This is a genomic window from Undibacterium sp. SXout7W, assembly GCF_049339385.1.
Lineage (GTDB): Bacteria > Pseudomonadota > Gammaproteobacteria > Burkholderiales > Burkholderiaceae_D > Undibacterium.
The window spans coordinates 132,539-151,756 of sequence record NZ_JBMPPF010000006.1; the positions used below are offsets into that span (position 1 = coordinate 132,539).

General features: G+C 46.1%; 20 protein-coding genes. 9 read left to right on the top strand and 11 right to left on the bottom strand.

Annotated elements, in window-relative coordinates; genetic code table 11:
- Positions 1–298: 298 nt before the first annotated feature.
- Entirely contained in the window at positions 299–838 is a 540-nt protein-coding gene (locus tag ACO0LB_RS08135) for a response regulator (RefSeq protein ID WP_423048298.1), read from the top strand.
- Positions 839–952: 114 nt separating this feature from the next.
- On the opposite strand, the gene maiA is transcribed toward ACO0LB_RS08135, so the two are convergent.
- Together maiA and ACO0LB_RS08145 are read right to left on the bottom strand one after the other, a co-directional pair.
- Positions 953–1,609, bottom strand: coding sequence for a maleylacetoacetate isomerase (gene maiA / locus ACO0LB_RS08140; protein WP_423048300.1), 657 nt, complete (start codon positions 1,607–1,609; stop codon positions 953–955).
- A gap of 33 nt (positions 1,610–1,642) precedes the next feature.
- Positions 1,643–2,338 carry a fumarylacetoacetate hydrolase family protein gene (locus ACO0LB_RS08145; protein ID WP_423048302.1) on the bottom strand — a complete coding sequence of 232 codons (696 nt, stop codon included), beginning with the start codon at positions 2,336–2,338 and terminating at the stop codon, positions 1,643–1,645.
- Between the two features lie 64 nt (positions 2,339–2,402).
- On the opposite strand from ACO0LB_RS08145, the gene ACO0LB_RS08150 reads away from it, so the two are divergent.
- Entirely contained in the window at positions 2,403–3,755 is a 1,353-nt protein-coding gene (locus ACO0LB_RS08150) for a TRZ/ATZ family hydrolase (protein WP_423048304.1), read from the top strand.
- Positions 3,756–3,982: 227 nt separating this feature from the next.
- On the opposite strand, the gene ACO0LB_RS08155 is transcribed toward ACO0LB_RS08150, so the two are convergent.
- Entirely contained in the window at positions 3,983–5,221 is a 1,239-nt protein-coding gene (locus tag ACO0LB_RS08155) for a nucleoside recognition domain-containing protein (RefSeq protein WP_423048306.1), read from the bottom strand.
- Positions 5,222–5,434: 213 nt separating this feature from the next.
- Here ACO0LB_RS08155 and ACO0LB_RS08160 point away from each other — a divergent pair, with 213 nt between their 5' ends.
- A complete protein-coding gene (locus ACO0LB_RS08160; RefSeq protein WP_423048308.1) occupies positions 5,435–5,878 on the top strand; it encodes a hypothetical protein in 444 nt (147 codons plus the stop codon).
- Positions 5,879–5,884: 6 nt separating this feature from the next.
- On the opposite strand, the gene ACO0LB_RS08165 is transcribed toward ACO0LB_RS08160, so the two are convergent.
- Entirely contained in the window at positions 5,885–6,517 is a 633-nt protein-coding gene (locus ACO0LB_RS08165; protein ID WP_423048310.1) for a DUF1345 domain-containing protein, read from the bottom strand.
- A gap of 332 nt (positions 6,518–6,849) precedes the next feature.
- Here ACO0LB_RS08165 and ACO0LB_RS08170 point away from each other — a divergent pair, with 332 nt between their 5' ends.
- Genes ACO0LB_RS08170 through ACO0LB_RS08180 form a run of 3 tightly spaced genes read left to right on the top strand, consistent with a single transcriptional unit; the run spans position 6,850 to position 9,042 of the window.
- Complete coding sequence (locus ACO0LB_RS08170; protein WP_423048312.1) at positions 6,850–7,170, top strand: hypothetical protein; 321 nt, start codon at positions 6,850–6,852, stop codon at positions 7,168–7,170.
- On the top strand, positions 7,167–8,021 hold the full coding sequence (locus ACO0LB_RS08175) for an HDOD domain-containing protein (protein WP_423048314.1): 855 nt from the start codon (positions 7,167–7,169) through the stop codon (positions 8,019–8,021). Before ACO0LB_RS08170 ends, ACO0LB_RS08175 begins: the two co-directional genes overlap by 4 nt.
- A 37-nt stretch (positions 8,022–8,058) precedes the next feature.
- On the top strand, positions 8,059–9,042 hold the full coding sequence (locus tag ACO0LB_RS08180) for a diguanylate cyclase (RefSeq protein ID WP_423048316.1): 984 nt from the start codon (positions 8,059–8,061) through the stop codon (positions 9,040–9,042).
- A 110-nt stretch (positions 9,043–9,152) separates the two neighbouring features.
- Here the strand turns inward: ACO0LB_RS08180 and ACO0LB_RS08185 are convergent, their stop codons facing one another.
- On the bottom strand, positions 9,153–9,824 hold the full coding sequence (locus ACO0LB_RS08185; protein WP_423048318.1) for an OmpW/AlkL family protein: 672 nt from the start codon (positions 9,822–9,824) through the stop codon (positions 9,153–9,155).
- A gap of 14 nt (positions 9,825–9,838) precedes the next feature.
- Entirely contained in the window at positions 9,839–11,365 is a 1,527-nt protein-coding gene (locus ACO0LB_RS08190; protein WP_423048320.1) for an alpha/beta hydrolase, read from the bottom strand.
- 369 nt (positions 11,366–11,734) lie between these two features.
- Between ACO0LB_RS08190 and ACO0LB_RS08195 the strand changes: the two genes are divergently transcribed.
- A complete protein-coding gene (locus ACO0LB_RS08195) occupies positions 11,735–12,535 on the top strand; it encodes an ABC transporter substrate-binding protein (RefSeq protein ID WP_423048322.1) in 801 nt (266 codons plus the stop codon).
- 22 nt (positions 12,536–12,557) lie between these two features.
- Entirely contained in the window at positions 12,558–15,242 is a 2,685-nt protein-coding gene (locus ACO0LB_RS08200; RefSeq protein ID WP_423048324.1) for a response regulator, read from the top strand.
- Between the two features lie 44 nt (positions 15,243–15,286).
- On the opposite strand, the gene ACO0LB_RS08205 is transcribed toward ACO0LB_RS08200, so the two are convergent.
- From ACO0LB_RS08205 to ACO0LB_RS08220, 4 genes are all read right to left on the bottom strand, one after another.
- Positions 15,287–15,745 (bottom strand): DoxX family protein, encoded by a 459-nt coding sequence (locus ACO0LB_RS08205; RefSeq protein WP_423048326.1) that lies wholly within the window; start codon positions 15,743–15,745, stop codon positions 15,287–15,289.
- A gap of 172 nt (positions 15,746–15,917) precedes the next feature.
- Entirely contained in the window at positions 15,918–16,700 is a 783-nt protein-coding gene (locus ACO0LB_RS08210; RefSeq protein ID WP_423048328.1) for a putative DNA-binding domain-containing protein, read from the bottom strand.
- Positions 16,701–16,721: 21 nt separating this feature from the next.
- On the bottom strand, positions 16,722–17,579 hold the full coding sequence (locus ACO0LB_RS08215; RefSeq protein ID WP_423048330.1) for a DUF692 domain-containing protein: 858 nt from the start codon (positions 17,577–17,579) through the stop codon (positions 16,722–16,724).
- A gap of 82 nt (positions 17,580–17,661) precedes the next feature.
- Positions 17,662–17,919 (bottom strand): DUF2282 domain-containing protein, encoded by a 258-nt coding sequence (locus ACO0LB_RS08220; protein ID WP_423048332.1) that lies wholly within the window; start codon positions 17,917–17,919, stop codon positions 17,662–17,664.
- A 607-nt stretch (positions 17,920–18,526) separates the two neighbouring features.
- Between ACO0LB_RS08220 and ACO0LB_RS08225 the strand changes: the two genes are divergently transcribed.
- Positions 18,527–18,745 carry an RNA-binding S4 domain-containing protein gene (locus ACO0LB_RS08225; protein ID WP_423048334.1) on the top strand — a complete coding sequence of 73 codons (219 nt, stop codon included), beginning with the start codon at positions 18,527–18,529 and terminating at the stop codon, positions 18,743–18,745.
- A gap of 38 nt (positions 18,746–18,783) precedes the next feature.
- Here ACO0LB_RS08225 and ACO0LB_RS08230 read toward each other — a convergent pair whose 3' ends face one another.
- On the bottom strand, positions 18,784–19,209 hold the full coding sequence (locus tag ACO0LB_RS08230; RefSeq protein WP_423048336.1) for a hemerythrin domain-containing protein: 426 nt from the start codon (positions 19,207–19,209) through the stop codon (positions 18,784–18,786).
- Between the last annotated feature and the right edge of the window lie 9 nt (positions 19,210–19,218).

The window sequence follows — 19,218 nt, forward strand, 5'->3', positions numbered from 1 at the left end:
TGATTTGTTTTATTTAAGTGCAGCGAATATAAAATATACCTCACGGAATCACTTCTGTGAGCAAAAACAGTGCACTTTACAACGAGAATCTATTTACAAAACAAATCGCTCAATTAGTCTTGATAAAGATAGCTGCTTCACATAAGATAACTGGAGGAAAGCATCGTGTGATGCAACAGGGAGAACACTGATGATACAACACAGTAAACGTCCCGAATTCTCATGCAACAGCAATTTTGCTGTCGGGATATACCATCACGCACCGTCGTATGCAGTGGCTTATGAGCGTCATCATTTATTGACGGGACTTAAACCATTCTCATCTTTAACATGTTCAATCGCAGATGCTGGCGATGATTCCATTGATTTTCTTGATGAAGAGGCGGAGAGCTTTCATCCCGGACTGGCGACTCACCCATTAAAAATTCTGATTGCAGATGATGATCGCAATGTGCATGAAACAACAGTGTTAGCACTTAATGGTATCAAGATTCATAACAGGTCATTAGAGTTTTTCCATGCTTATTCTGCAAAAGAAGCACAACTAATTCTGGAACAACATGCCGATATTGCGTTAATTTTGCTTGATGTGGTGATGGAGACTGTGGACGCAGGGCTAAAATTGGTTGGGCTGATCCGCAATGAATTAAAGCTAACGAATTTGCGCATTGTATTACGTACTGGTCAACCAGGATATGCACCAGAGCAGCAAATCAGTCAGGAATTGGCAATCGATGGCTACACCACAAAATCTAAACTGACGAGATCAATGCTGATTTCTGTATTGAATGAAACACTGAGTAACATATCAATCTCCGGCAACGAAAAACCTAACTAAGAACTTGAGCGTTTCTCCATCTTAGGTCGGCGTAATACATACGAGCCTTATTCAACTTCAATTCAAGTTCTACATAAATTTTAAAAAGGATGTCCGCAAAGACATCCTTTTTTGTCATTCAGCGTCTGCCTGATTGGCAGGCAGCGCTCTTATAAACGCAGGCAATTGAAGACAGGAAGCATAAATACCCATCATGACTGGCATAGCAGACAAATCACATTGAAACCGCTGGGCATTCGCGATTTGCGGAATTAAAAAACAGTCCGCTAAACCGGGTTCATCACCAAAGCAATATCGACCTGTTCGCGGATCACTCGCCAGTTTGGTCTCAACAGCAGCCAAACCAGACTCACACCAATGTTTGTACCATGTATTTTTTTGTTCTTCGCTCAGACCTAATGATCCGGTTAAATATTTAAGAACACGAAGATTATTCAACGGGTGAATTTCACATGCAATAGACAAAGCGAGAGCACGAACATGCGCCCTGTCTGCGGCAAGTAATGGCAACAAAGCAAACTCTGGATAGACTTCATCAAGATATTCAATCATCGCAAGTGATTGCGTCAGCGTCACTTCTTCCCCACCCTGCTCATCGACCAAAGCGGGAACCAAGGCATCAGAATTTAAAGCGCGGTATGTATCAGCAAATTGCTCCCCACCATTCTTGACCAGATGCACGGATACTTGCTCATAATCAAGTCCCTTTAAGTTCAAAGCAATGCGCACCCGGTACGATGCTGAGCTACGAAAATAACCATATAGTTTCATGTATCACCTATTAAATCATGTATGCAGTCAGCTCTAAATCAGCTTTAGCTTTAATTCACCCAACCCGGTAATGCCAGCAGTTAATACATCGCCTTGCACTACTGCAGCAACACCTGCGGGAGTGCCAGTAAATATCAAGTCTCCGGCCTTTAACACAAAATACTGCGACAAATGCGCAATGACTTCCGACACGCTCCAGATCAATTGAGCAATATCACTATGCTGACGCTGCTGCCCGTTAACATCAAGATGAATCGTGGCGTGCTCAATATCGTTGATCCCTGTTACCGGATAAATTGGAGCAATCGGTGCAGAAAAATCAAAACCTTTTCCGGTGCACCATGGTCGCCCCTGCTCTTTTGCCTGTTGCTGTAAATCGCGTCGTGTCATATCCAGGCCAACGGCATAACCCCAGACATATTGAGCAGCATCGGCGACAGCAATATTGCTACCATTTTTGCCAATCGCGACAACCAACTCTACTTCATGGTGCAAATTAGCAGTCATCGAAGGATAAGGCATTTCACCAACAATGCCGGGTAATACGGGCAGAACGGCATCGGCTGGCTTCATGAAAAAAAATGGTGCTTCGCGACCTGTGTGACCCATTTCTTTCGCATGCTCGGCGTAATTTCTGCCAACACAATAAATTCTATGGACGGGAAACACCTCATCAGTCCCAATAACCGGAACTGATGCAGGCAAAGGAACATCGAATACATATGCCATACATACTCCTTCTGGAAAGGGTTTCATCCTACCAGATTCAACATAAGATTCAGAGACCGCTATAATGAAGAAAAATTTTCTGAAAGCGATGATGATCCAAGCTACTTGTCTGTATCCTACTTTTTTAATTCCCGTAGAGCCGCATGCGGTGGTGTTGCGTGACCACTGCCTGGTCATGCAAAGCGATAAAATTCTAGACATTCTTCCTGCCGCAGATGCAAGGAAACAGTACGCTGATGCGCAGCATATTGAACTGAGCGGTCATGCACTGCTCCCGGGATTTGTAAATTTACATGCACACTCAGCGATGAGCCTGCTACGTGGTCTGGCAGATGATCTGGCATTAATGGACTGGCTCAATTTACATATCTGGCCAGCAGAAAAGCAGCATGTATCTGACGAATTTGTTTTCGACGGTAGCGTATATGCCATGGCAGAAATGATCCGTGGAGGAACAACGACCGTCAACGACATGTATTTTCACCATGAGGCCGTTGCCCGTGCCGGTTTACATAGCGGAATGCGTACTGTGGTCGGATGCAGCATTCTGGAATTCCCGACCGGTTATGCCGACAACGCCGCAGGATATCTGGAAAAAGCCATTGCGGCAAAATCTGCTTATGCAGGTCAGCCCGGCATCGATTTTCGTCTTGCGCCACATGCCCCCTATACCGTAGCAGATGATACGTTCAAGAAAATTGTCGCTTTGTCTGAACAGCACGCTATGGGAATTCATTGCCATATTCACGAAACCCTCGATGAAGTCAATGACAGCCAGAAACAATACGGTATGCGACCTTTGCAGCGCCTGCATCATCTGGGGCTGCTGAGCTCTAATCTGATCGCAGCCCACGTTGTACATGCAACCGACGCGGAAATTACCTTAATGGCGGAGCAAGGCGTACATGTAGCACACAATCCCGCCAGCAATCTTAAACTCGCCTCCGGTTTCGCCCGTATTCACGACATGCAAACGGCAGGAATTAACGTTGGCATCGGTACTGATGGTGCCGCCAGCAATAATAAACTCGATTTGTTGGGTGACTTGAGAATGGCGGCGTTGCTCGCTAAAGCACAATCTGCCAATCCGACGGCGCTGAATGCCACTGCGGCGCTCACGATGGCAACCTTGTCAGGTGCCAAGGCGCTGGGACTGGATAAACAAATCGGTAGCCTGGTAGCAGGAAAACAAGCCGATGTGATCGCGATTGATTTATCGGATCTGGAAACGCAACCGCTCTACGATCCTATTTCGCAAATTGTCTATGCCGCAAGTCGAGATAAAGTCAGCCACGTCTGGGTCAATGGTAAAGCCTTGATGCAGAACCGTGTGTTAAGCACGCTGGACTGCGGACAATTACAGGACAAAGCACACTGGTGGCAACAACGGATCAGCCCCTCCGGTACAAAGAACTGAATCTAATTTGAATGAGCCATTGGGACTCTCCTCTCAATGGCTCAGACTCAAGTTGAGTTTATTTACAGGAGTGACGCCAAATCACCCCAGTAACGTTATTAATCCCAGTGCTACACGGCTCGCTCAAGCTCGCATAGCCTTCGTCGTTATACATTGCCAGGACAATGTTGCGTCGTTTCTGATGTGAGATTCTGATTCGAAAATGATTGAAATAATTTTCGATAAAATCAATGAAAAAATAAATATGCGACAAAGATCGCCGCGATCACTCCGGCAAAATCGGCCAACAGGCCAAGTGAAATCGCATAACGTGTTTTGCGTACGCCTACCGAACCAAAATACAGGGCAACGATATAAAACGTCGTATCTGCTGATCCCTGAAAAATACAGGCCAGCCGCCCCACAAAAGAATCCGCTCCATAAGTCTTCATTGCATCGACCATCATCGCCCGGGAGCCACTGCCACTCAGCGGTTTCATTAATGCGGTAGGTAATGCCGGAGTGAAATCGTGATTCATTCCTAGTTGAACAAAACACCAGTCAAAAGCAGAAACGACCAGTCCAAGAACGCCAGAATTACGCAGGACGCCGATCGCAACCAGCATACCTACCAGATAAGGAATAATCGTCAGCGATGTCTGTACGCCCCCTTTTGCGCCCTCAATGAATGCCTCATAGACATTCACACGCTGACGCATTGCAGCGATGATAAAACTAACGATAATCGTCAATAACAATAAATTACTACTGACTTTAGAGAAAGTTTCTATCTCTGCACGGCTCATATAATGACTCATGTACCAGACCATACCGCCAATCAATGCCGTACCGCCCCCTAACCAGCCCACAACAACGGCATTCAACAGATTAATACGCTGACATATAGCGACGGCGATCAGACCAACGACAGTGGCGACGTAGGTTGCAATCAGGCAGGGAATAAAAATATCAGATGGATCATGCGCCCCCAGCACGGCTCTCTGCGCCATGATTGCCAATGGAATCAGGGTTAAACCCGATGTGTGCAGGACCAGAAACATAATCTGGGCGTCGCTCGCCTCCTCTTTACGCGGATTCAGGTTCTGCAAACTCTCCATCGCTTTCAGGCCAAACGGTGTTGCTGCATTATCAAGCCCAAGCAAGTTAGCTGAAAAATTCATGACCATATGCCCATTGGCAGGATGATTTGCTGGTACTCCCGGAAATATGCGCGCAAAAAAAGGAGCAATCATCCGTGCCAGAAATTGAATCGCTCCTGCCTTTTCACCAATATTCATGATGCCTAGCCAGAGCGTCATCACACCTGCTAAAGGCAAAGCGATATCCATTACACCGGTGCGGGCGGATTCAAATGTCCCGTCTATTATTTTTTTAAATATATCGACATCACCAAGCAACAACCATTGCCCCAGCGCTGCGACAAATCCGATCAGAAAAAAACCTGCCCAAATATAGTTAAGTACCATGTTATAAAAAATAAATGAATGCGATACCGTTTTATCATGAAATCACTGTTTGTCTGGTACAAATTTCCGCGTTTTGCCAGATAACAGCAATAATGCCAATCCAGTAATGGCAGGTAACATCCGGTTGCAGTTGTTACCAAGCGTGGCAATATCCGTGTCAGCGTAGTCGCAGAGCCGATCGTTATATCTTCATCAAATTGAAGGAGATATAAAGTGAAACCAGCCATCAGACATACCATCGCTTTGCTGTTCCTGGCGGCGGGTATCCATGACGTTGCGAATGCACACGATCGCGAACATGAATGGCGCAGAGAATATCCGCCGTTGTATCAACGTGAGCCTATCCGTCAATACAACTACATTTATTATCCTGCGCAACAGATTTACTACTCGCCCGACTATCGCACATGGTATTGGGCAAATGGCGCTGGCTGGCAAGTCAGCAATGCGCTTCCGTATTACCTGAATATCGACATGCGTTTCGGTGGAGTACCAATCGTACTCAATTCAGCACGGCCCTATGTGGAACATGTTTATGTCGAACAGAATTTTGGCCGCCCCTGGCGCGAAGCCAGGGATTCACGCCACTATCGTCCGTATGACAGGAGATATGAGGATCAACATGAGTGGCGCGAGCATCGCCGTGAAGGCTGGTGAGCCGTCTTAATTGCCGACCAGACTGGCGGCGATATTGATGGAAAATCCAAACACAGCGACATTGAAAAAGAAGCTCAGTATGGATTGCGCCAGCACGGTCTTACGCATCTGCTTGCTCATGACCGAAATGTCGGATGTCTGAGCCGCAACAGCAATCGTGAATGAAAAATATAAAAAATCCCAATAATCCGGCATTTGCTCATCATCAGGAAAATGAAGCGGGCGCTGGTTTTCGGGCGCATTATAAAAAAGCAATGCGTAATGAAAACTGAAAATAACAGCGAGTAAGGCCCAGGAACCAAGCACGGTTGTACCAGTAAACAGATACTTTAAAATTCTCAGATCCGTTGGCACACCTTTGACCATTGCCAGTTCGTGCACAATCGCCGCAAGACTGATGACGGCTGAGATAGACAGCAATGCCAGAACAGTGACCGCGCTGGCATCTTCTTGCCTGGCGATTTGTCTTACACGGTGATGATTAGCCCGCATCATCAGCCACCCCATCAGCAGCAAATAAGACCAGACACCGACGTTCCAGCCCATCAGCGCCCGCGTCACCAGATGCCAGTTTCCTGGCAATACAATCGCCACGGCGACGCCAAGAAAAAAAGTCAACGCCAACCGTGGACGTTGCAAGAAAAATTTCCTGGCAGCATGCATATATTTGCAATCTTTCTGATTTAAGGGGGAGTATATGCTAATCATCGATGCTATCGCTTTGTTTTAAAAGCCAATCTCATTCAACGACATGATACTGGGGATAGTATATATCAGAGAAACTCACACAAAAATACACTGATACCAACTGTTACGTTCAATTACCATTCCGGAGACAGCTACTGCACAAAAGCCATTTCATTTCCCTCAAAAATCATTACACTATGAACAGGAACGCTGGGAACAGCGAGAATTTCATCTTTCTTCTGTTCCCCATCAAGCGCTTAGCGTACATTACCCAAGAGGAAATCATGAGCAAACATTACCGCCGTCTGCCACTGGCGACAGCCACATCAGGCATGGTATTGGCTGAAGATGTACTGGACAAGCTGGGTCATGTGCTGCTGCCCGCAGGAACTACGCTGACAGATAAAATGCTACATTCACTTGAGCAACATGATATTCACCAGCTTTCAATCAATTCTGAAGTCACGTCCGAAGCGGATCAGGAGCAAGAACATCAAGTGAAAATAGAAAGACTCAAGGTTATTTTCCGTCACGGTCCGTACGATGCGCCCACCAGCTACCTACAAAACTATATTCAACAATATCGTCAGGGAGAGATCAAATGACTGCGATGAGTGAGCTGAAGGTTCCGCTGGAAGATATCGTCAAACAAATACGGGATTTGCCTACGCTGCCCGCCGTTGCGCAAGAAATGCTGAACGATCTTGATAACGATCATTGCAGCCTTGATGCCATTACAGAAAAAATTGCGATGGATCAGTCTATTGCTGCCAAGGTGCTGCGACTGGCTAACTCATCTCATTATGGCAACAACTCTAAAGTCGTGACATTGCAACAGGCAACCGCCATGCTGGGGGTCAAAAGTGTCAAAAATCTGATCCGCATGTCGATACTAAGCAAGTCATTTCCGGCCTCACGTTGCCCAGAATTTGATTTTCGTGGTTTCTGGCGTCACAGTATCGCCACTGCCATCTGCGGAGAATTGATTTCGCGCGCCCTGCACATGAAACATGATTTCGCCTTTACCGCCGGATTACTGCATGATATTGGCAGACTGGTATTGGTCAACTGCTACCCGCAACATTACAGCGAAGTCTATCGCTATCAAAAACGCATGGACTGTCCACTGATAGATGCAGAACGTGCAATTCTGCATCTGGATCACGTAGACGCTGGTGTGGCACTGGCAAACCAGTGGCATTTTTCGGAGGCTGTCTGCGACGCAATACGCGGGCATCACCATCCCGAACAAGAGGGACTCAATCCACTGGCATCAGTCATTCACGTTGCTAATGCAATTGTGCACGCACTGGATTTAAGCCAACAAGAAAATGATCTGGTCCCCTTGCTGTCAGGCGTAGCATGGGATACGCTTGCGTTATCAGAAACTGAGTATCTGGCGATTTTCAGAGAAACCGAAATGCGTTTCGAAGCACTGGATCAGATCGTACTTTAAATATATTTTCGCCTACATGTATCTGGACAAAACAATTTTGGAACACCTGACTCACTTCAAGAGCACTGACTACCAGATTGAAGACATTCATTTGTTTCGTGATATCAATAGCGATAACCGACAACTCATTGCCCACATCATCAAAGACTGTGATGTCGTCAAAGCCAGAACTGGGCAAGTAGTCCTCGATGCAAACAGTTCAGGCGCCAGGTTATTCATTGTTTTAAAAGGATCTCTGGGTATTACCAAGATCAACGAAAACAATAATTTACTGGAAAACTCCATTACTCAATATCTCCCGGGAGAATGCGTTGGCGAGATTTCTGTTCTGGACGAAGAAATCCACTCTGCCACCATTTCGGCACTCTCTGACAGCGAGTTGCTGGTCATTGAAGCGGAAACTCTCTGGACGCTGATCGACGAATCGAATGGTGTTGCGCGCAACCTGTTGCAATTACTGTCTTTCAGAATTCGGGCAGCCAATGCGCAAATCCGAAACCGGCAGAAAGTAGGCGAGTTTTATCGCCAGTTATCAATGGTCGATGGGCTGACAGGTTTGCATAACCGCGCATGGCTCAACAATCAGTTACCCGGAATGGTCGATCATGCGCATGCGACTGGAAATCCGCTTAGTATCGTCATGGTGGATCTGGATCACTTCAAACGCTTTAATGATGAACATGGCCATTTACGCGGTGACGATGCGCTGCAAAGTGCGGCCAAAGTACTGAATGCAGGATTGCGCCCCACCGATTTTGCCGCACGGTTTGGAGGTGAAGAAATGATCGTGATCTTGCCTGGTACATCGCAAAAAGCGGCGATCGGCGTTGCGCAGCGCTTATGCACACGGTTGAGTAAAACAAAAATTTTTATCGATAGCCTGCGACCATTACCGCATATCACAGGTTCTTTTGGTGTTGCCACCCTCCAACCAGGCGAGGATGTTGCCACGCTGATGAGTAACGCCGACACCGCACTGTACCGTGCAAAAGCAGGTGGGAGAAACCAGGTATCGATCTGAATCATGATGTCGGGTAGCAATAAATAGTATTAGTCCCAGTCAGAACATATATATTCCCCCCAAAAAAACGGCCTCTTCAAAGAGGCCGTTTTAACGTTCTACATACTTATTTAAAAACTATAACCGATACCCAGTGTCAGCACCACTGGACGGAAGTTAATCGTCGTCTTGCGCTCAATACTGCCTGTCGTCGCCGTCATATCACTTTTTACCTCAGCAGTAGCAACGGATCCAACAATAGACCAACGATCAGTAAATTTATAGCTGGCACCGATTTGCGCGGCAAAACCATACGATTCCTTCAGCTGAATTTTAGTCGGGCCACCTGTTGCGATATCACCCAAAGGAGTGGACGTTGCATCAAAAAATTGCGTGTAATTGACACCAAGACCCACAAATGGACGAAACTTGTTCGTCACATCACCAAAGTTATAGTTAATGAATGCAGTTGGTGCACGTTGCTTAACTTTCGCAGTGATTCCATAAGCTGCCAGCGTACCGCGACCGTACACGTCATGTTTAGGTGGCAAACCCATAACGATATCAAGATCAAAATGATCTGTCAGCTTGCGGGTAAATCCAAACAATATCGTCGTTGCATTACCAACCGTCACACCCGCCGGTTGCGGAGTCAGAAATGCTGGCCCATTACTGGTTAAATCCGGGGATTGAGAATGAAGACCCAGATTAATCATTCCAGCCCGGAAAGTATTATCCTGTGCCAACACAGACGCCGAGCTAAGGGCAAACAACACACAGACGGAAAATTGAATTTTTTTCATGATATGGTCTCCTCTTATTTAGCCAGAACTTGCTGGAAGAAACCACGTGCCGCCGCATTACAGAATGGAGGAACCAATGTGCCATGATAAACACTGGCGACCGCTGTTGCAGGATCTTGTTTGGCTGCCACGGCAGCATTGATCGCAGCGGCTTTTGCCTGACCAAATCCGGCCTTTGCTGCCGCAAATGGGTCTGCGGCGCTGGTTGGTGTAGAGTCCACGTCCAATAAGGTCAATGCCGCTGCAGGCAAACCTTTGGCTTGGAAGTACCCTGCCGTCGCCTGTGAGCTTGCAAAGAACACCGTAGGATCACCATTACCGCCACACAACATGACTGGTACGGTCGGCACATAATTGCGCAAATCATTTTTAACGCCTGCTTTACGGAACGCATTGGCAGGTGCGCAATTGAGCGGATCAGCCGAATTGACATTGCAAGGATTTTTCTGTGCATCAGCCAGATACGCATTGCGATAACTGGTTTTGATCAGATTACCGTCACCAAAAAATGCGCCAAATGCTGGTGTGGATGGGCCTGGCAAGGAGTCTTTGGCAAACAAAGCGGTAGCGGGTAATTTGCCTGTCGTGAACAAGTCGGTGAAAGTCAGGCTACCTGGAATCAATGCCTCAATTCCAGTCGCGAATTTGTCTTCGTACACCTCATTGGTACTTGCATACAAGCCGCCATAGGATTTTTGCCAGCTGGTAGTAATCATAGGCAAAAATACCGTACCGCCAGCATTTGGACTACCCGCAAATACAGCATCACCCAACAAAGACATAGCATAAGGACCCGACATACCTGCCAGCGCTGTCACTTTAAATTCACTTGCATACGTTGTCTGCATCGCACGCTGTGTTGCCATCGCGACATGGCCGCCTTGGGAATAACCAGCGATCACCAGTTTGCCGGAATCCTGCGCAGCAATATTCGGGAATGCCTTACGTGCCGCACGCAGAGAATCGACCATATCGTTCGCTTGCTGCTCTGCATTCAGGTAAGGATGATAGGACAAAGCCGAGGTGTCGTAACCCGCAAAATTAGAAGCAACGACGATAAATCCTTGCGCAGCATACATCGCGGCTACCAAGCTCGCCTCAGAGTTATCGCGCAGATTTGCCATGTTGAATGATTTCTCAACCGTTGTGCCATGGGCATACAACAGTACTGGGCGAGGTCCTGTACACGCAGCATCAGTTCCGGAAGGAACCATAATAGCGCCAGTTGCATCCGTAGCCTCATTCGCACCACCAACCGTGGTGTATTTCATGTAGTAAGTGCTGATTTCGCACTTAGGAGCACCCGTAATTTGCGTCAGACCTGGCTTGGCTGCATCCAGCATCGCTTTAAAAACAACCGGATCTAATTTCGTTAATGCTGGGCCCGTTGCCTGTGGAATTGGTACCAACACTGGCGGATTAGCGACCAGCGTGCCGCGTGCTACGCTGGAATCGATGGTTGGCCCCGGACTTCCATTACCTCCGCATGCTGTTAACACAGCCGCAGACAGCAAACCAAGCGCTACTTGATATTGACGCATTATTGTCTCCCGTAAATTTATTATTAAAATAAGAACCGCATCTTGACCAGATGAAAAGGCACGAGCGTTCCAAAAACCAATGCTAGTATGTCATTACACCCTATAGCTGAATAGCAATTAATATCAATCTAGAGTAAATCCTCTTAAAAGCTAAACACATCTGTTGAGGCAATGAGTAATTTACTCTCAATTTATATAAAAAAAGTAACAAATTAAGTAATAAATACAGCAACATATGATATGCAAAACAGCATCATTTTTGTTAAGAAAAGTCACAAGCGTGATGATGATTGATTCTATGAAGCGAGCCTGCCGCTATTTGACTGTAATCTGATTTACACTTGGCTGAGTGATAAAGAAAGGTTCTCTATGCGCACCAATACATTCTCGGTTATTTCTCTTGCATGCATCATCGCAGGTACGGCCCTTCATGCCGTCGCGGCCCCCAACCAGCTTCAAAGAATTACGGATGCAAAAGAAATACGTGTCTGTATCTGGCCAGATTATTACGGGATTACCTTTCGCAACCCAAAAACCCGCAATTTATCAGGCATTGACATTGACTTGTCGGGCGAACTTGCAAAATATCTGGGTGTGAAACTGAAATACGTCGACAGTTCATTTCCACAGTTGATCGATAATCTGACCAATGACCAGTGTGACATCGCCATGCATGCAGTGGGCGTGACGCCTGCACGTAGTGCCAAACTACAATTTAGTCAGCCTTATCTGAGAAGCGACATCTACGCCATTACGACCAAGGCGGGTACAGCGATCCAGAACTGGGCGGATATTGACAAGCCAGATCGTGTTATTGCAGTACAAGCGGGAACGCTGATGGAACCGATTATGCAGCAATCGCTTAAACAAGCGAAGTTACTCTCAGTCAAACCGCCGATGACGCGCGAACAAGAGGTAGAATCTGGACGAGCAGATGCTTTTATGACTGATTTTCCATATAGCCGCCGTATGCTGGAAACAACCGATTGGGCACGTTTGGTGGCACCGCCAAAACCGTTTCATCTGACTGATTATGCGTATGCGACTGCACCTGGTGACAAATCGTTGATTGAAAAAGTCAACGCGTTTATCGATATCACCAAAAAAGATGGCCGCTTGCTGACATTTGCCCGCAAACACAAACTCGATGCCATCGTCATTAAAGAATAATGATTGAATCAACTTCACTTACATGCCCCTGAAAAGCCAATTGATTGTTCTGATCAGAAAATCCGCATTCTGGATGCTGATCGGGATCATCTTCAGCATGGGCATACTGTTAGGTACTGTCTATTTACTGAACCGTGATAAGGCTCTGGTACTCAAAGAAGTTCATGCTCGTGGTGAGTTGCTGAGCAAAATGCTCGAAAGCCATGTCACACGCACACTGGCTTCAACTGACAATACGCTAAATGTGATCACGGGAACGCTAAATCACTGGGAATATCAAAGTTCCGGCTTAAAAAATGCCACTGAAGTCTGGGAAATTCTCAAGACGAATACGATTAATTCCACCCACTTGCGTTCCGTTTCCATTTTAGATATCAATGGCAATGTGCTGGCTAGCTCAGATCGTCAGAATATTGCCAAACATCTCGACATGACAGAAATGGGTTTTGTCCGGGAATTAAACAGTACGCTCGAACCTGGGTACCCATTATTCATCCGTGACATCAATGAGCTGGGACCGGATGGAAAAAGTGTATCCAAATCACCCACTTTGGCTCACTCTCTACCGTTCGCAAAACTAATACAAATGCATGACGAAAAGCTGATCTTGCTTGCTATCGTCAATCCCCGTTATTTCCTCGAAGATTACACAGAAATGCTGGGGCAAAAAATCAACTTTGCCAGCTTGTTTAATTTTCAGGGCAGCGTTATCAGTACAACAGAATCTGAACACTTCATTGTCGGTAAAAATTACAAAACCTTTCCGATTTTTGATGACATCAACAGCGAAAAAGAATTCGGTCAATTCCGGTTCTCAGAAAATGACTCTGTCTTTGAGCCTGATATTTATACAATCCACTTCCGTTCCCCGCGTCATTATCCAGTGATCGCTGTCATTGGCTTATCAGAGACTTATGCATTAAATCAATGGCGAATGAATTCTCGTAATCTGAAATGGAGTGGAATTGCCGCAGCCATTTTTGTTTTGGTCTGCGCAGGATTACTGACCTGGTTCATGCGTCTCCGTGATCGCTTTGAAACAGAGCTGAAGTTATCAAAAATACGTGCTGAAGAAGCAAATAACGCTAAAAGCGTATTTTTATCAACGATGAGCCACGAAATACGCACGCCGATGAATGGAATCATTGGCATGAACAGTTTGCTCAAAGATACCCCTCTTGATAGCAGACAAATTGAACTGGTCAATACCGTCGAAGAATCTGCAGCAGCGCTGATGTCCATCATCAATGACATTCTGGATTTTTCAAAAATCGAAGCCGAGAAAATGCACATTGAGCACACCGATTGTCACTTGCTGACATTGACGGAAGCTTGTGTAGATATTCTGTCTGAGCGCGCTGCCAGAAAACATCTGAAATTGATGAGTTATGTCAACCCAGATTTACCGGCTATATTCAGCGCAGACTCGGGAAGAGTGCGTCAGATATTACTAAATCTGATCGGAAACGCCATCAAATTTACGAACACTGGAGAGATTTCAGTGGAAGTCAGTGGCGTGGGTAAAACAATGGGGAAGTGGCATATCAGGTTTGAAGTACGGGACACCGGTATTGGTATCGATCCTGAGGTTCAACAAACTCTATTTGCACCTTTCGTACAGGCTGATAATTCCATCACAAGGCGTTTTGGAGGAACCGGATTAGGTTTATCCATCTGCAAACGACTTGTAGAACTCATGCATGGTCGGATCGGTGTCGATAGTGCCGTTGGTAAAGGCTCTTGCTTCTGGTTCGACATTCCGCTTACAGCATTGACGGTATCTGAGAAAGCAGCGCTACCAAATATGCTGCCAGATACTCCGTCATTTAAAAAAGTATTAATCTTGACCAACAGCGAACGCTGGAATCGTCTGCTGAGTCGTTATCTGCATTCATGGCAAATACAAACAGTCAATGCCAATACCAAAGAAGCAGCGCTCGAACTCCTGACTGAAAAGCAGGATATACCGCTGGTGATTGTTGATGCAGATATGAGTAATGGCGACGCGCATGAATTCGTTCAAAATATCACGCAATCACATCCGCATCTGCAATGCATACTGGCAAGCAGCCCGGCTCACGTGGTCAATAGAAACAATATCCCAAATCTATATCGAGTCTTGCAGCAACCTATCAAGAAATCCAATCTCTTTGAATTGCTTGCAACATCCGCCCTTATATCTACGCCCGCAGCAGAACATATTTCTTCGATAATCAAGACAAATCAGGAGGCAATAGCTTCAATAGAAAACCCTCAGCCCTCCCAAGTACCGTCACTACCTACCCCATCTGCACAAGCTGATGAGACCAAAAATTTGATACTGGTCGTCGAAGATAATCTGATTAATCAGAAAGTTGCTGTCAGCATGCTTCAAAAATTTGGCTATCGTACTATGGTGGCAAATAACGGGCAGGAAGCGCTGGATATTCTTTCTCAAGACTCATATGCATTAATCCTGATGGATTGTCATATGCCGGTGATGGGTGGTTTGGAGGCGACACGACTGATACGGCAAAAAGAGCAAGACACGGGGAATCATATCCCCATCATTGCAGTCACAGCAAATGCCATGCAGGACGAGCGCGATCATTGTATTGAGGTCGGCATGGATGACTATCTCTCCAAGCCCATCGTCAGGGCTGATCTCAAGACAATGCTGGATAAATACCTGTCACCAGCATCTGCAACAAAGATCAGCGCTGAATAAAATTCGTTCTGAAAAAATACCTCAACTGGTAGCTATACGGCAGATCAATGCATTTTTTTGAGCAGATGGTCTAAAGATAATCTGCCAGGACCAAAAGCAATCAGCACCAATAACAGTATTCCCCAATAAAAATGATCATTAATGGCGGCTGGACATTCGAACTGCCATAGCTGAGGATACGAAATCACTGCCATCACATTCACTGCCAGCAATCCCAAGGCGGCAGGACGCGAGAAGAAACCAATCAACAATAGTATTGAAAAAATCACCTCTCCTCCTGTCCCGGCAAAGGCGGCCAGTTCCGGCGGCAACAAAGGGACAGTATATTCTTCCCGAAACAAGGACAGTGTGGCAGACCAGTCTGACAATTTAAGCTGCCCGGCTTTAAAAAACTGCCAGCCAATAAACCCGCGCAAACCCAGACTCAATAAGCTACCGCCCCACTCATTCAACAATTGATCGAAACGCATGCTGAAAGAGTGAAGGCGTAAAAATACATTCATATTGTTCTCCTCGTAGATTGACTATGTATCGGTCGGATAACTACATTCATTTCTTACACTAGCGTATGCATTTCACTAAACTCTGTATGTCACCTTCATTCGCGAAGGCGTTGAAGATGATCGGCAGAATCATTGGTATCTTCGGAATAAGGTTACTGGCAGACGTTAATATCTAATCCTGTGAAAATTCCGCTCTGATAAACAGTCCTTCGGCAAACCATGTCTGAAGGCTTTGAGCAATATTGAATTCAGCATCCGCACTCAATGCCACGTCAAGAGCATCACCGAGTAAAGAGCCATGTTGTAATGCATTCAGCGCAAGGTGATCTGCTTTGCTGATTGACTGAAGTCTTACTCGCCATTCAGGGCGGGAAATAATGCCGTAATTACGCTGCTCAATTGTCTCAGGAAAAATAATCTCATCTGACTGGTGAGCGTGCCAGATATCGACAACACTATATCTGGACTCAAAAAGAGCAGCAGCTGGATTCCAGAGCAACCTGGCCTTCTGCAAATCGTGCTCACTCTCCGCTGCTACAGCCATCAGAGCTGGCAAAGTTAACGGTAAGGCATCGGCAGCGTAATACGCCAGATGCATGCCCCACTCCAGACGAGCAACCTCTGCAAAATAAGGATAATCATCCTTAATATGACTATTCGATAGAAACTCCGCCAGATGGCTACCAAAGTAATGTAAATTTCCAGATTGAGAAGGATGCGCCTGCCCGTATGCGCGCGCCATTTGCTCAAAGAATTCCAGCCCGACCAACTGATACAAGACCGGATATGCTTGCTGCAGAGCTGCCCCCCAGATGGCACTCTGATTTCCCCTATACAGGGCGAGACGATCTGACAAATTGCTGGCAGGCTTCAGTTGCGGGGCAAAGTCGCTCGACGTCATTGTCGACGACATGACATCAGCAAATTGTTGCTGCCATTGTGAAATTTTATCCATAGGACGAAGCCGATCAGCCCTTCATGACTGCGAAAACACTTGAGCCGCGTAAGATTCGGCTTTACGCGCCTCGGCAAGCAGAACATCCAACTCAGGAATATCAGTATCCCATTCAATGAGCACTGGCACCTGAGAGCCAAAGTGACGGCATGCATGGCGATATAAATCCCAAACAGGATCAGCAACCTGACAACCATGATGATCAATCAGTACGAGATCCGACTGCAAATGTCCGGCGAGATGCATTTCTCCGACAGAGCCGGCGGGTAATCCTGCAATACACCTTAGTGCCGCTAATGCATCTTCCTGATGGTTGACTTGATTCACATACAGATTATTCACATCAAGCAAAATGCCGCAATCGGTACGATAAACCAGTTCAGCCAAAAACTCAGCCTCAGTCATGTCGTCATGTCCACAACGAACATAACTAGACACATTCTCGATCAATATCCGGCGTTGTAAAATTTGTTGCACATCGTCGATGCGCGAAGAGACAAGCTCTAAAGTTTCGGAGGTCAATGGCAATGGCAACAAATCATTTAAATGTTGTCCTGCAACCGTGCCCCAACATAAATGCTCGGAGATCAAGATGGGTTCTATCGTCTCCGCCAGGCGTTTAAGATGTGCAACATGCTTGGTATCGTAGCCTTTAACAGATCCCAGACCAAGGCCAACACCATGCAAGCTGATAGGGTAATCACGACGTAATTGCTTTAGTACATGCAAGTCATAACCACCGTCAGCAAAATAATTTTCTGAATGTACTTCCAGCCATCCTACTTCGACAGGAGCCCGCAAAAAATCAACATAGTGCTGACTACGCAAACCCACGCCGGCACCTTTCGGCATCAGCGCAGGATATTGAGAAGCTGTCATTGAAGAAGCTACCATTGCTGCCAACATCCGCCATGCAGACTAATACAGAACAATGTCATCATTTAGGATGATAGGTGATTACTCAGGAAGCTTTGGGCGCTTCAAGTTTACCGCCCATTTTTTCGCAAGAACCAGCGGGTACTTTTTTCCACTCAGCTGGATCATTATCTTTTTTAGCCTGGCCAGCGCAAGAATGGCTACCGGACTTCGTAGCGCAATCGTTCTGACCTGCTTTGGATACACCGAAACATTTTTCTGTTTTTGCTGGCTCGGCAGCCATCACAGCGGAAGAACCAACCAGACTTGCCAAGGCAACTGCGATCAATGCTTTGTTATTCATTTTCAATCTCCTGAAAAAATAAGCCCGATAACGGGGAAATAAAGGTGAAAAATCGGTACCACAACAGATAGTCGAACAAAACAGCAAAAACTTACACAGAGAAATCTTTTTTTGGGCAAATTGTCGATCAGCGAATTCAACTAACGAATGTAGCAGAATAATATACGTACAATATCAACGACCAGATTCAGCAATAAGATTAAGTAGTAAGATTCAGCCATAGGATTTAGCAACCAAGCCAGATATTACTGAGTCATTCGTTATTTATATACTAATTTTATTTTCTATTTTATGTCGCTCTCACAATTACGCAACAGTCTCGAGTCCTTCACTGCTCACCAGATGTCAGTGCAGGAGCTATGTAAAGTATGGCGTGGGCAAACTGAGTTGCTCGGAAAATTACCAACGCGGTATAGCAATGTGATGGAAGATGTATTGAACAGGCTTGAAGCTGGTAGCTTATTTACGGAAGAAAGTTGCTCCTTCAGTCAAAGTGATCTAATCGCTCATCTGGACGTATGGCTGGACAAGGCAAGCGCCCAGATCGCAACGAATTAGTGTAAGCTGCGCCCCTTTTAGTTTGTCATTCAGCAGGAAAGAACAAAATATGCAAAAAGTAAACTTTAGCCTTGAAGGCGAATTCGTTGAATTAAACCAGTTATTAAAACTGGTGGGTTTATGTGAAAGTGGTGGTGCTGGCAAGGCCATTGTCGCGAGTGGCGATGTCAGCGTTGATGGACAACAAGAATTGCGCAAGACAGCAAAAATTCGCGCTGGTCAGGTTGTCAGTATCGGGGATATCAGAATACAAGTCGTGGCGGACTGAGCTTCCTCTGAACTAGTTCAAACACGATAGATAGCAAATTAACCCGCAACAACCTCAGCCGGGCTATTTGACACTGCATTATTTGCCATAAAACGGGCGAGCATATTATCCATCGTATCGACATGGTGCTCAAACCACAATGGCAATTCTTCTGCCAGACGCTCACCCAGATCTGTTTCTCCTGCCTCGACGCGGCGACGGACTTCGCGCATGATTTCCAGCACGGAATCGTGCTCTTGCTTATGGCAACCGGCTGGTGGGAAATTACCTTCCGCCATCCATTGGTTTTCTTGCTCAAAGTGGGCAACAGAGTGAACAATAAGCTGATCCAGCCTTTCAATAAATGTCGCTGGATTGTTTTCCGATAACGCAGCACATAACTCGACAAACTCCTTGTGCGTTTCATCCATCGGTGTATAGCTGAGACTCAGACGATCTGACCATCCCCACGTTGCTGATGTCATATTGACTCC

Excerpts from the sequence above, each read along its gene's own strand:
- ACO0LB_RS08220 (WP_423048332.1), bottom strand. The coding sequence starts at position 17,919 with ATGAATAACAAAGCATTGATCGCAGTTGCCTTGGCAAGTCTGGTTGGT.
- ACO0LB_RS08195 (WP_423048322.1), top strand. The coding sequence starts at position 11,735 with ATGCGCACCAATACATTCTCGGTTATTTCTCTTGCATGCATCATCGCA.
- ACO0LB_RS08205 (WP_423048326.1), bottom strand. The coding sequence starts at position 15,745 with ATGAATGTATTTTTACGCCTTCACTCTTTCAGCATGCGTTTCGATCAA.
- ACO0LB_RS08190 (WP_423048320.1), bottom strand. The coding sequence starts at position 11,365 with ATGCGTCAATATCAAGTAGCGCTTGGTTTGCTGTCTGCGGCTGTGTTA.
- ACO0LB_RS08215 (WP_423048330.1), bottom strand. The coding sequence starts at position 17,579 with ATGACAGCTTCTCAATATCCTGCGCTGATGCCGAAAGGTGCCGGCGTG.
- ACO0LB_RS08200 (WP_423048324.1), top strand. The coding sequence starts at position 12,558 with ATGCCCCTGAAAAGCCAATTGATTGTTCTGATCAGAAAATCCGCATTC.
- ACO0LB_RS08145 (WP_423048302.1), bottom strand. The coding sequence starts at position 2,338 with ATGGCATATGTATTCGATGTTCCTTTGCCTGCATCAGTTCCGGTTATT.
- ACO0LB_RS08155 (WP_423048306.1), bottom strand. The coding sequence starts at position 5,221 with ATGGTACTTAACTATATTTGGGCAGGTTTTTTTCTGATCGGATTTGTC.
- ACO0LB_RS08185 (WP_423048318.1), bottom strand. The coding sequence starts at position 9,824 with ATGAAAAAAATTCAATTTTCCGTCTGTGTGTTGTTTGCCCTTAGCTCG.
- ACO0LB_RS08150 (WP_423048304.1), top strand. The coding sequence starts at position 2,403 with ATGAAGAAAAATTTTCTGAAAGCGATGATGATCCAAGCTACTTGTCTG.
- ACO0LB_RS08170 (WP_423048312.1), top strand. The coding sequence starts at position 6,850 with ATGAGCAAACATTACCGCCGTCTGCCACTGGCGACAGCCACATCAGGC.
- ACO0LB_RS08175 (WP_423048314.1), top strand. The coding sequence starts at position 7,167 with ATGACTGCGATGAGTGAGCTGAAGGTTCCGCTGGAAGATATCGTCAAA.
- ACO0LB_RS08210 (WP_423048328.1), bottom strand. The coding sequence starts at position 16,700 with ATGGATAAAATTTCACAATGGCAGCAACAATTTGCTGATGTCATGTCG.
- maiA (WP_423048300.1), bottom strand. The coding sequence starts at position 1,609 with ATGAAACTATATGGTTATTTTCGTAGCTCAGCATCGTACCGGGTGCGC.
- ACO0LB_RS08230 (WP_423048336.1), bottom strand. The coding sequence starts at position 19,209 with ATGACATCAGCAACGTGGGGATGGTCAGATCGTCTGAGTCTCAGCTAT.
- ACO0LB_RS08225 (WP_423048334.1), top strand. The coding sequence starts at position 18,527 with ATGCAAAAAGTAAACTTTAGCCTTGAAGGCGAATTCGTTGAATTAAAC.